The organism is Streptomyces sp. NPDC058691 (genome assembly GCF_042714775.1).
Classification (GTDB): domain Bacteria; phylum Actinomycetota; class Actinomycetes; order Streptomycetales; family Streptomycetaceae; genus Actinacidiphila.
Genome location: NZ_JBHXSO010000069.1, coordinates 1 through 10,840, shown reverse-complemented (window position 1 = coordinate 10,840; position 10,840 = coordinate 1). Strand labels below are relative to the sequence as shown.

Sequence of the window (10,840 nt, the reverse complement as noted above, 5' to 3'; positions counted from 1 at the left end):
TGGGGGCTGGTCGCGCAGTTCCCCGCGCCCCTGTGGGGGTGGCGGTCGTGGCCGCCGTCCGGGTGTCTGACTGATGCGGGTCGGTTGCGGTGGGTGGCGCAGTTCCGCGCGCCCCTTGGGGGCGGGGTCATTGCGGGGTCTGGGGGGCTTCGGGGGCGGGGGCTGGGCGGAGGCGGAGGGTGAACCAGACGGTCTTGCCGTCGCTGGAGGGCCGGGTGCCCCAGCCGGCGGCGAGCGCTTCGACGAGCAGCAGGCCGCGGCCGGACTCGTCTGCGAGGTCGGCGGGGCGGCGCTGGGGGATGTGCGTGCTGTGGTCGGAGACCTCGACGGTGACGTCCAGCGCGGTGCGGTGCAGACGCAGGCCGAGCGGTCCCTGGGCGTGGCGCACGGCGTTGGTGAGGACCTCGGAGGCCAGCAGGCAGGCCGAGTCCGACACGTGGCCGCACTCCCAGGCGTGCAGGGTCTCGTGGACGAACCGCCGCCCCTCGGCGACGGCGGACGGCACCGCGTCGATCTCCGTCGCGGTGGCCGCGAGCGGCGCCTCGGGCAGCCGGGCCAGCAGCAGGGTGACGTCGTCGGCGTGCCCGTCGGCGTCCGGGCGCAGCGCGGCCAGCACCAGGTCGGCGGCCTCCTCGAGCTCGGCGGAGCGCGCGAAGGCACAGCTCAGCTCGGCGCTGAGGCGCTCCAGTTGCTCGTCGATGTCGGAACGCGGGGTCTCCACCAGCCCATCGGTGTACAGCACCAGCGTGGAACCGGCCGCCACCGGCACGCAGACCTGCTGGTGCGGCACGTCGCCCACCCCGAGCGGCACGCTGATCGGCGCGGGCAGCGGCCGCACCGGCGCTTCGGGCCCGGGGCCGACCAGCAGCACCGGCAGATGTCCCGCGGAACACACCGTCACCTCGCCCGCGTCGGAGTCGACGACCAGGTAGCAGCACGTGACGAGCTGATCGGGCAGGTCGTGGACGAAGGCGTCCAGCCCCTGGATCAACTGGCGCGGCGGGATGCCGGTCTTGGCCAAGGCCCGAGCGGCCGAGCGCAACTGCCCCATCACGGCGGCCGCTTCCAGCCCGCGTCCCATCACGTCCCCGATCAGGACGCCGACCTGGCCCCCGCCCAGCGGGATCAGGTCGAACCAGTCGCCACCCACGCCCGCGCCCTGCGTCGCGGGGAAGTAGCGGCTGGCCGTGCGCATCCCGGGCGGTTCGGCGGGCGAGCCCATGAGGCTGCGCTGAAGGGTGAGCGCGATGTGCCGCTGCTGCCGGTACAGCTCGGTCAGCTCCTCCTCGGCGCGCCGCAGGTCGGCGATGTCGCGGACGATGGAGCAGGCGCCGACGATGGCGCCGTCCCGCCCCCGGATCGGCCACAGGGTGACGTCGACGTCCAGCAGGCGCCCGGAGCTGGTGACCCGCAGCGTCTCGAAGTGCTCGACCCGCTCGCCCCGCCCCAGGCGGCCGAGCAGGGCGGCGATCTCCTCCTTGAGTTCCGCCGGGGCGAGCATCGACACGTGCTGCCCGATCGCCTCGTCCGCCGCGTAGCCGTACAGCCGCTGCGCGGCCGCGTTCCAGTACGTGATCCGGCCGTCGAGGGTCTTGGCCAGGATCGCGTCCTGGGAGGACTCGACCAGTACGGCCAGTTCGTTGATCCGCTCCTCGGCCGCCTTGCGCTCGCTGACGTCCCGTACGGCCGCCGAGATGAGCAGGCCGTCGGCGGTCTGCAGAGGGCTCAGGCTGATCTCGACGGGGAACTCGCGGCCGTCCTTGCGCAGCCCGTACAGATCGAGCCCGGCGCCCATGGGCCGCACCTGCTGGTTGCCCGCGTAGCCGTGCCGGTACGCCGGGTGGTGACCGTGGAAGCGCCGGGGGACCAGCACCTCCACCGGGCGGCCCAGCAGCTCCTCGCGGGTGTGCCCGAACATGGACTCCGTCTGGGCGTTGACCAGCCGTATGGTGCCGGTGTCGTCCACGATGACCATGGCGTCGGGAGCCGACTCCAGCAGGGCCCGGAACATCTCCTCGGCGGTGCTGTCGCCCTCGGCGGGGCGAACGGCCGTCCGCTGGTCCCCGGTCGTGTGCATCGTGCTCTCCCCTGTCCCTCGAGCGGTCCGTACAGGGCCGTGGCCGGGACGTTAGGGCCTGTCCGCGGGCGGCTGCCGGGGATGCGCCGAAAGCGGTCCTGTTCGCACGGAACTGCTCAATCGGCGGTCTCCGATGTCGTTCCGGCAGCCCATCGCCACCGGATGACCTCTCCCGCCCGACCGCGACAGCGACTTCCGGACGACCTGCGGCCGGGGCCGTGCCGCACTGGCGCGCGGGCCCGCCGGTACCGGATGTGCTGGTGATCTTCCGTCCGATGTCAGCCGAGGAGATCGATTTCGACGTCGACCTTCGCGAGCTGCAGGGCCAGGCCGGGGTGGACACCCTGTGCGGCTTTCTGTGTGCGGTCGGCCGTCGGCCGGCTACGACCGTGTGGTGCCGCCGGCGGATCCTCGGCTCATCGCGCCGGCCGGCGGCGACGGGTAGAACGCCACGGCGCCGACCCGGCGGGACGACCACGGTGGCCGCAGCAGCCGCTCGGGTCGGCGAGTGGTTCAGAGGCGGCGAGGCCCACCGGAATCCGCAGGGCCGCCGCGACCGCGCGGAAGCGGGGCCCCGCGGGCCTGTCGGCACGGCCGGCGGCGACATCGCTGCGGGGCGGGATGTCGGCCAAGGGGCGCTCTGGCGCGGTGACTTGGTGGTGTCGACGACCGCGGTGGCGGCGCGGGCGGGCGAGTGATTCGGCTGCGGTGAGCCCGGTGGCCCCACCGGAGTCCGCGAGGACGTAGGCGCCGCGTCCAGCGCGAACAGCGGTACCGCCCGCCAGGCGACGTGTTCCGGTGCGAAACCCGCGACTGGGCGAGCCCTAAGCGGCACTCCGCCGTTCCCATGGGCACGGTGGCGCCGCCGGTCAGCCGATGCCGGACTGCGCGCCGAAGGCGATGAGCAGCGCAGCCACTCCCACCGTGAGCCACGTGACGTAGTCGCCGGGCAGTCCGGAGTGCAGCCGGCGCAGCGGTACGACGGCCCCGCGGGTGACCGCCGCCGCAACGGAACGGGCCCGTCCGGGCAGTGCGCCCGTGAGGCCCGGGCCCCACACCGCCGCCGCGGCGACCGCGACGGCCAGTCCCGTGGAGAGCAGGCCGAGCAGCACCCCGGCGGTGTTCCAGTGCGCGGGTGGTGCCGGCCCGGCGGGAACGGCGGCGGACGCCGGGCCGAACGCGGCGGCGACATAGCCCGGGTGGTCGGTGAAGACGGCCGCGGCGGAGGCGAGGGCGGCGCCGGCGGACGGGAGTGCGCCGACCGCGAGGCTGCCGAGCAGCAGCAACGCGGGCACCGCGAGCATGGGGGCCGGGAGCGGCCGCCGCGGGTCGCGGATCTCGGGCTCCTCGCCCTCGCCGCTCGTCTCCGGCTCCCACGGCCGGGCCCGCGGCCGTGGCCCCGCGCCGTGGAAGACGCGCAGCGCCGCCCGCAGGACGGCGCCGCCGGTCAGTGCGGAGGCCAGGACGAAGACGGCCGGCAGCCAGCCCTGCCAGTGACCGGCGGCCTCCTCGGCCAGCGCCTTGCCCAGCCCGGTACCGAACGGCGGCAGTCCCGCGAGCACCAGCCCGCCGAGGACGTACAGCGCCCCGGGCAGGACGAGCCCGCGGGCCCGGCCGTGCAGCCCGTGCTCGTCGACCGAGCCGTACCGGTCCAGCAGCACGCCGGTCAGGCCGAACAGCGCCGCCTTGGCGCCCGCGTGCCCGGCGACGTACACGGCGGTCCCGGCCGTGCCGAGCGGCGTCAGGGTCGCCAGGCCCACCAGGAACAGGCCGACGTGCGAGATCGTGGAGAAGGCCAGCAGCCGTTTCAGGTGCCGTTGCTGCCAGCACATCACAGCGCCCACCAGGGCGGTCAGCACCCCCGCCGCCGTGAGCGTGTCCCGCAGCGCGTGGTGCGGGATGCCGCCGGGGCCGGCGAAGACCGCCCAGTAGACGCGGGCCACCCCGTACACGCCCAGCTCCACCATCACCCCGGACAGCAGCATGCACACCGGGGTCGGCGCGACCGCGTGCGCGTCCGGCAGCCACAGATGGAAGGGGACCACGGCGGCCTTCACCAGCAGTCCGGTCATCACCAGGACGAAACCGCACACCACCAGCGCGTCCGGCCCGCCCTCCCGGGCCAGTTCGCGCGCGATCGCCGCGAAGCCCAGTTCGCCGGTGCGCGCGTAGAGCAGCGCGATGCCCATCAACGAGGCGTACGCGGCCAGCGAGTTGACGAGTCCGAAGGCCAGCGCGCCCTGCAGCGGCCGCTGGTCCTCGATCCGGTAGCCGGTGAGCGAGTACGCGACCACGCCCATCAGCTCGAAGAAGACGAAGGCGTTGAAGAGGTCGCCGGTGAGCGCGAAGCCGCACATGCCCGCCTCGAAGAGCAGCAGCAGTGCCGGGAAGGCGCCCGCGTTGTCGCCGCCCGGCTCCTCGAAGTACCGCCAGGAGTACGTCAAAACCGCCAGCACCAGCACGGCGACCAGCAGCGCCATGCCGCCGCCCACGCGGTCCGCCTCCAGCACGATGCCCACGCCGTGCCCGCCGGGACCCTCCGGCCGCCACCCGCCCAGCCACGTCACCGCGCGGCCGTCGCCGGTGCGCGCCCACAGTGTCGCCACACACGCGACCTCGGCCGCCGCGCAGGCCGTGGCCAGCACATCGCAGCCCAGCCGCGGCAGCCACCGGCCGGCGACGGCCAGCAGCACCGCGCCCAGCAGCGGGACGGCGACGGCCAGCGGCAGCAGGACGTACGCCCCCGCCACGTCCGTACCCACGCCCGCCCCTCAGCCCTTCAGGCCGGTCAGCGACTCGGGGTCGAGGGTCCCGTGCCGTTTGCGGAGCTGGATGACGAGGCTGAGCAGCAGGGCCGTCACGACGGCGCCCACCACGATGTCGGTCAGCGTCAAAGCCTGCACGACGGGGTCGACGACGGGTGTGCGGACGGGGGCGTCGGAGTACACCGGCGCGGTCCCGCCGCGCCGGTAGCCGACGGCGAGCAGCAGCACATAGGTGCCCGACTGCGCGACGCTCAGGCAGCCCACGGACTGGATGAGGTCGCGGCTGGTCACCAGCCCGTACACGCCCGCCAGGAAGACCCACCCGGCCACGAGGTAGGGCAGCACGCTCATTTCTCGGTCACCTCCACGGCCTGGTCGAGGAACGAGGCCAGCAGCACGACGACGCCCGAGCCGACCTCGATCCCCACCGCGGCGTTGATCAGCGGCACCAGGCCTCCGGAGGCCAGGTCACGGAAGGTGCCCAGCGGCAGCACGTTCTCCAGGTACGCGCCCCCCACGGCCAGGCCCACCAGGCCCAGCGCGGTGAAGGTGGCGGCCGCCAGCGCGTCCGTCACGTCGAGCGCGGCCAGCGGGCGCACCCGGCCGAGCACCCGGTAGTCGGCGGCCACGTAGGCGAGATGGAGCCCCGAGGCGAGGATCACCCCGCCCTGGAAGCCCCCGCCCGGACTGAGCTGGCCGTGGGCGACGACGTACCAGCCGGTCAGCATCGTCAACGGCAGCAGCAGCGCACCGAACAGCCGGGTCGGCGGCAGGACCCGCTGCGCCGCGGGGGCCGCCTTGCGCTCGTCCCGGGCGAGCCGGAGCAGCACGGTCGCGCCCAGCACCGCCGCGAAGAGCACCGACTCCTCGCCGAGCGTGTCGAAGGCGCGCTGGTCGAAGTTGACCGATGAGACGACGTTGGCGGTGCGCTGTTCCAGCGCCGCGGCGACGGCCCGCTCCCCGTACGGGTGCGACGTGCCGCCGAACGGCGGCAGTTGGACGCAGGCGAGGGCGAACCCGGCGAAGACGACGGCCGCGGCCACCAGGAACAGGCGGAGCCGGGTGGTGCGGCTCACCGGCGCCGCCTCTTGGCCGCGCCACGTTCCCCGGCCGGCCCGCGGCGCACCCGGCGCACCGTCAGAAGGATCAGCAGCGGTGTCAGCACCGACCCCACGCCGAGTTGCGACAGGGCCACGTCCGGTGCCTGCAGCAGCGTGAACAGCACCGCGAACTCCAGGCCGAGCATGGCCAGGACGACGGACTGCCGCACGGGGTCGCGGGTCAGCACCGCGGCGGTCGCGGTGACCGCCACCAGCAGCAGGGCGACGGCGATCAGGACGTCGCCCGCGGTCGTTCCCGTCATGCGGCCGGGTCCTTTCCCTCGTCGAGCCGCGTCGTCAGCCGGCCGATCGCCATCGTGGTCACCGGTCCCGCGGCTGCCAGCAGGGCGCCGATCAGGAGCAGTTTCAGCGCCGCCCGGCCCGGTCCGGTCTCCACCGCGACCGCGAGCGCGATCAGCGGGGCGCCCAATGACGCCGCGGGCGACAGAGCGTGCAGGCGGGCGTAGGGGCCGGGCAGCAGGACCATCGCCACGGCGGAGAGCAGCAGCACGGCGCTGCCGGCGACCAGCAGCGCGAGTGCGAGACCGTGACGGACCGTCATGTCGCGGGTCCGCCGCCCTCATGCGGCTCGCCTGCCAGGAACCGCGTGAACACCAGCGTGCCGACCGGGCCGACCACCGCGAGCACCAGCGCCAGATCGACGTAGGAGCTGCGCCCGAAGCCCTGCGCCAGCAGCAGGAACTCGACCGCCACCAGCGTCGTCGCCAGATTCACCCCGGCCAGGCGGGTGTGCGCGGCACCGCGCAGCGCCAGCCATGCGCACGGTCCCAGGCCCGCGGCCAGCAGCACCCCCGCCGCGATGAGCCACGCGTTCACGCCTCGGCCTCCTCGACGCCCCGCACGCCCAGCGCGCGTTCCAGACCTGACGTGGCGTCACCGAGGCGGTGCACCGTCAGGACCCGCTCGTCCTCCTCGCCGAAGGCCACGACGTACGCCCCCGGCGTCGCCGACAGCACCGCCGCCGCCCACGCCGCCCCGACGCCGTCGGGCAGCCGCACCTGCCCGAAGCCGCCCCGCGGGCGCCGCGCGCCGAGGACCGCCCGTGCCAGTTGCCATGTCTCCGAGAGCAGCGCGCCCGGCCAGGCCAGGGCCGCCCGCACCGCGTACCGGGCGCCTCCGGGTGCCGCCCCCGACGCCACGCGCACGGCGTCGGCCGCGATTGCCGCCAGCAGCGCACCGGCCGCCCCGACCACGGCCTCCAGCACGGTCACCGGGCCGATCAGGACCACGTACAGCGCCTCCAGCACGAGCAGCCACCCCGCGACCCCGGCCGCCCTGCGCCCCATCGCTGCCTCCCCGTCCGACCACGCCGCCAGCCAGGTCTACCGGCCCGGCCGGCACCCGCAGCGCCCGCGCGCCGCCCACGCGGGCGCTGCCACCCGTTCGCCACACCGGGTTGGCTCGCGTCTACCCGGCCCCGGCCCCCTGATGCGGTGCTCCCGCGCGGGAGTCAGGCGTCGAGGTAGCGGTACGCCGGGCCGGCCGGCCCGACAGTGCCGTGACGTGGGCCCCGTCCTCGTCGGCAGCGGGATCTGCGCGACGGCGCGCATCAACTCCGAGATGTTGCCGAGGGCGCTCTCCCGGACGTCGGCACCATGGAAGGCGTATGAGGTCCAGTTGTGGTGGACGAAGGGGAATGGAACCCGGGGCCGCCGACGTCCCTCGCGCGGGGAGGTGTTCCCCCCCCCCTTGACGGCCTGTCACCCCACGCGGCGCGACGCCGCCCGGCTTCGGCGTTTCGCGGGGTGGCCCGGGTAGGGTCGGGGTCCGTGTGCGGGCTCCCCGGGACCGGGGCGGCCGGGCCGGTGCCACGGAACGCGCGACGACCCGGACCTCGCCGCGCGGGGCCGGGGTGGAGGATGTCGAGGTATGAAGCTCACGATTCTCGGCGGAGGCGGGTTCCGCGTCCCGCTGGTCCACCGCGCCCTGCTGCGGGACCGCGCCGAGGGGCGGGTTACCCACGTCACCCTGCACGACCTCGACGGCGCGCGCCTCGACGCCGTCGTGCGGGTGCTCCGCGAGATGTCCGAGGACCACGCGGACGCGCCCGCCCTCACCGTCACCACCGACCTGGACGAGGCCGTCACCGGCGCCGACTTCGTCTTCTCCGCCATCCGTGTCGGCGGCCTCGCCGGCCGCGTCGTCGACGAGCGCGTCGCACTGGACGAGGGCGTACTCGGCCAGGAGACCGTGGGCCCCGGCGGCATCGCCTTCGGCCTGCGGACGATCCCCGTCGCCGTCGACATCGCCCGCCGTGTCGCGCGGCTCGCACCGCGCGCATGGGTCATCAACTTCACCAACCCCGCGGGCATGGTCACCGAGGCCATGTCGCATCACCTGGGCGATCGCGTCATCGGCATCTGCGACTCACCCGTGGGCCTCGGCCGGCGCGTCTCGCACGCGCTCGGCGTCGATCCCGGGCGGGCGCGGCTGGAGTACGCGGGCCTGAACCATCTGGGATGGCTGCGCGCCGTCCGCGTGGACGGTGTCGATCTGCTGCCCCGCCTGCTCGCCGACGACGAGGCGCTCGCCTCCTTCGAGGAGGGCCGGCTCTTCGGCGCCGACTGGCTGCGCACCCTCGGCGCGGTCCCCAACGAGTACCTGCACTATTACTACTTCCAGCGCGAGGCCGTCGCCGCCGCCCAGGCCGCGGAGCAGACCCGCGGCGCCTTCCTCCTGGACCAGCAGCGGAGCTTCTACGACCGCATGCGGGTGCCCGGCACCCCGCCTTTCGCGACCTGGGACGCGACCCGGCTGGAGCGCGAGGCCACCTACGGGGCGGACGTCCGCGAGGCGGCGGGCGCGGGCGAACGGGACGCCGCCGACCTGGAGTCGGGCGGCTACGAGCGCGTGGCGCTCGCCCTGATGCGGGCCATCGCGCGGGACGAGCGTACGACGCTGATCCTCAACGTCCGCAACCGCCGCGTCCTGGAATCCCTGGACGCCGACGCGATCGTCGAGGTCCCCTGCCACGTGGACGCGGGCGGCGCGCGCCCCATCGCGGGCGACCCGCTGCCCGGCCACGCGGCCGGCCTGGTGACCGCCGTCAAGTCCGTGGAACGGGACGTCATCCTGGCCGCCACCACCGGCGACCGCGCCGCGGCGCTGCGGGCTTTCGCCCTGCATCCGCTCGTCGACTCCGTCGCCGTCGCGCGGCGCCTGCTGCGGGGCTATCTCGACCGGGCTCCCGGCCTCGGGTACCTGCGCGGCTGACGCGGTGCCGGCCGGGGAGTGCCGGCCGGTGACGGGCAGTCCTGACGGCGGGTCACGGAGGCCTGGATTCCGTAATGGTGCAGACCATTGACCGTATTGGTCTAGTCCTCCTAGGGTGTCCCCGCACCTCGCGCGCCCATCACCCGCTTCCGACCCGAGGTAACCGCATGCCCAGACAGCAGGGATCACGCGTCCGCAGAACCCTTGTCGGCCTCGTCGCCGCAGGAACCGCGCTGCTCACGGCGGGCCTGGTCACCGGCCCCGCCGCGGCCCAGCCCGCGAGCGCTCCCGTGGCCTCCCAGCGACACACGGACGGCCACGGCCACGGTCAGGGCCAGGGACACGGCCACCACGACAACCATGACCGGTCGAAAGTCGTCGGCTACTTCATCGACTGGGGTGTCTACGCCCGCAATTACCACGTCAAGGACGTGGCCACCTCCGGCTCCGCCGCCCAACTCACGCACATCAACTACGCCTTCGGCAATGTGACGGACGGCAAGTGCGCCGTCGGCGACTCCTGGGCCGACTACGAGCAGCCGTACGACGCGGCGGGCAGTGTCGACGGTGTCGCCGACAGCACCGAGGACGGCACGCTGCACGGCAACTTCGGCCAGCTGCGGAAGCTCAAGAAGCAGTACCCGAACCTCAAGATCCTCTGGTCCTTCGGCGGCTTCAGCTGGTCCGGCGGATTCGGCCAGGCGGCCGCCGACCCCGAGGCCTTCGCCGACTCCTGCTACAAGCTCGTCGAGGACCCGCGGTGGGCCGACGTCTTCGACGGCATCGACATCGACTGGGAGTACCCGGGCGCCTGCGGCCTGACCTGCGACACCAGCGCCCGCTCCGCGTACCCGGACCTGATGCGCGCGCTCCGCGACCGCTTCGGGCGCAAGAACCTGCTCACCGCGGCCCTCACCGCCGACGCCTCGCCGGGCGGCAAGCTCGAGGCGGCCGACTACGGGCGCGCCGCGAAGTACGTCGACTGGTACAACCCGATGACCTACGACTACTTCGGCACCTGGTCGGCCACCGGCCCCACGGCCCCGCACTCCCCGCTCACCGCGTACCGCGGCATCCCCGAGCGGACCTTCAACGCCGCGGACACCGTGCAGAAGCTCCGCCGGCTCGGCGTCCCCGCCGGCAAGCTGCTCCTCGGGGTCGGCTTCTACGGCCGCGGCTGGACCGGGGTGACGCAGTCGGCGCCCGGCGGCAGCGCGACCGGCCCGGCCCCCGGCACGTGGGAGGCGGGCAGCGAGGACTACAAGGTGCTCAAGACCCGCTGCCCGGTCACCGGCACGGTCGCGGGCACCGCGTACGCCCGTTGCGGCGACGAGTGGTGGAGCTACGACACGCCGCGCACCCTGCGGGGCAAGGCCGCCTGGGCCAAGGACCAGGGGCTCGGCGGTGCCTTCTTCTGGGAGCTGAGCGGGGACACCCCCGACGGCGAGCTGATCACCGCCCTGGGGCGCGGGCTGCGCTGACCGGCACCCCGCCGTACCCCGTACCCCGTACCCCTTACTCCGTGCACACGCCGAGGGGCGGGGGGGGGGGCGGCGGCGGGGCCCCCCGGGGGGGCCGCCCCGCGGGGGCGGGCCGGGGGGGGGGGGGGAGGGGGCCGGGGGGGGGCGGGCCCCGCCCCCCGGGGGGGGGGGGGGGGGGCGGGG

Annotated in this window: 11 protein-coding genes; 3 read left to right on the top strand and 8 right to left on the bottom strand. The window is 74.7% G+C overall.

What is annotated here, in order from left to right; genetic code table 11:
- Window positions 1–127: 127 nt before the first annotated feature.
- Window positions 128–2,077, bottom strand: coding sequence for a PAS domain S-box protein (locus ACFWVC_RS33575; protein ID WP_384296560.1), 1,950 nt, complete (start codon window positions 2,075–2,077; stop codon window positions 128–130).
- Window positions 2,078–2,352: 275 nt separating this feature from the next.
- On the opposite strand from ACFWVC_RS33575, the gene ACFWVC_RS33570 reads away from it, so the two are divergent.
- Entirely contained in the window at window positions 2,353–2,775 is a 423-nt protein-coding gene (locus ACFWVC_RS33570) for a hypothetical protein (protein ID WP_384296559.1), read from the top strand.
- 171 nt (window positions 2,776–2,946) lie between these two features.
- On the opposite strand, the gene ACFWVC_RS33565 is transcribed toward ACFWVC_RS33570, so the two are convergent.
- From ACFWVC_RS33565 to ACFWVC_RS33535, 7 genes are read right to left on the bottom strand one after another with little or no spacing between them, the layout of a single operon-like run.
- Window positions 2,947–4,839, bottom strand: a complete 1,893-nt coding sequence (locus tag ACFWVC_RS33565; RefSeq protein ID WP_384296558.1) for a complex I subunit 5 family protein — start codon at window positions 4,837–4,839, stop codon at window positions 2,947–2,949.
- Window positions 4,840–4,848: 9 nt separating this feature from the next.
- Window positions 4,849–5,193, bottom strand: coding sequence for a sodium:proton antiporter (locus ACFWVC_RS33560; protein WP_384296557.1), 345 nt, complete (start codon window positions 5,191–5,193; stop codon window positions 4,849–4,851).
- Complete coding sequence (locus tag ACFWVC_RS33555) at window positions 5,190–5,918, bottom strand: MnhB domain-containing protein (RefSeq protein WP_384296554.1); 729 nt, start codon at window positions 5,916–5,918, stop codon at window positions 5,190–5,192. The genes ACFWVC_RS33560 and ACFWVC_RS33555 overlap by 4 nt, the downstream gene beginning before the upstream one ends.
- The gene (locus ACFWVC_RS33550) at window positions 5,915–6,205 is read right to left on the bottom strand and encodes a Na(+)/H(+) antiporter subunit B (RefSeq protein WP_384296550.1); all 291 of its coding nucleotides are present in this window, start codon (window positions 6,203–6,205) and stop codon (window positions 5,915–5,917) included. The genes ACFWVC_RS33555 and ACFWVC_RS33550 overlap by 4 nt, the downstream gene beginning before the upstream one ends.
- A complete protein-coding gene (locus ACFWVC_RS33545; protein ID WP_384296548.1) occupies window positions 6,202–6,504 on the bottom strand; it encodes a cation:proton antiporter in 303 nt (100 codons plus the stop codon). Before ACFWVC_RS33545 ends, ACFWVC_RS33550 begins: the two co-directional genes overlap by 4 nt.
- Window positions 6,501–6,779 carry a monovalent cation/H+ antiporter complex subunit F gene (locus tag ACFWVC_RS33540; RefSeq protein ID WP_384296546.1) on the bottom strand — a complete coding sequence of 93 codons (279 nt, stop codon included), beginning with the start codon at window positions 6,777–6,779 and terminating at the stop codon, window positions 6,501–6,503. The genes ACFWVC_RS33545 and ACFWVC_RS33540 overlap by 4 nt, the downstream gene beginning before the upstream one ends.
- Complete coding sequence (locus ACFWVC_RS33535) at window positions 6,776–7,249, bottom strand: Na+/H+ antiporter subunit E (RefSeq protein WP_384296544.1); 474 nt, start codon at window positions 7,247–7,249, stop codon at window positions 6,776–6,778. Before ACFWVC_RS33535 ends, ACFWVC_RS33540 begins: the two co-directional genes overlap by 4 nt.
- 583 nt (window positions 7,250–7,832) lie before the next feature.
- Between ACFWVC_RS33535 and ACFWVC_RS33530 the strand changes: the two genes are divergently transcribed.
- Both ACFWVC_RS33530 and ACFWVC_RS33525 read left to right on the top strand, forming a co-directional pair.
- A complete protein-coding gene (locus ACFWVC_RS33530) occupies window positions 7,833–9,176 on the top strand; it encodes a 6-phospho-beta-glucosidase (RefSeq protein ID WP_384296540.1) in 1,344 nt (447 codons plus the stop codon).
- 167 nt (window positions 9,177–9,343) lie between these two features.
- Window positions 9,344–10,657: a glycoside hydrolase family 18 protein gene (locus tag ACFWVC_RS33525; RefSeq protein ID WP_384296536.1), complete on the top strand. Its 1,314-nt coding sequence runs from the start codon at window positions 9,344–9,346 to the stop codon at window positions 10,655–10,657.
- The last annotated feature ends 183 nt before the right edge of the window (window positions 10,658–10,840 follow it).

What these genes read in the sequence shown, in the direction of transcription:
- ACFWVC_RS33575 (WP_384296560.1), bottom strand. Translation starts at nt 2,077, where the DNA reads ATGCACACGACCGGGGACCAGCGGACGGCCGTTCGCCCCGCCGAGGGC.
- ACFWVC_RS33525 (WP_384296536.1), top strand. Translation starts at nt 9,344, where the DNA reads ATGCCCAGACAGCAGGGATCACGCGTCCGCAGAACCCTTGTCGGCCTC.
- ACFWVC_RS33530 (WP_384296540.1), top strand. Translation starts at nt 7,833, where the DNA reads ATGAAGCTCACGATTCTCGGCGGAGGCGGGTTCCGCGTCCCGCTGGTC.
- ACFWVC_RS33550 (WP_384296550.1), bottom strand. Translation starts at nt 6,205, where the DNA reads ATGACGGGAACGACCGCGGGCGACGTCCTGATCGCCGTCGCCCTGCTG.
- ACFWVC_RS33560 (WP_384296557.1), bottom strand. Translation starts at nt 5,193, where the DNA reads ATGAGCGTGCTGCCCTACCTCGTGGCCGGGTGGGTCTTCCTGGCGGGC.
- ACFWVC_RS33545 (WP_384296548.1), bottom strand. Translation starts at nt 6,504, where the DNA reads ATGACGGTCCGTCACGGTCTCGCACTCGCGCTGCTGGTCGCCGGCAGC.
- ACFWVC_RS33570 (WP_384296559.1), top strand. Translation starts at nt 2,353, where the DNA reads ATGTCAGCCGAGGAGATCGATTTCGACGTCGACCTTCGCGAGCTGCAG.
- ACFWVC_RS33535 (WP_384296544.1), bottom strand. Translation starts at nt 7,249, where the DNA reads ATGGGGCGCAGGGCGGCCGGGGTCGCGGGGTGGCTGCTCGTGCTGGAG.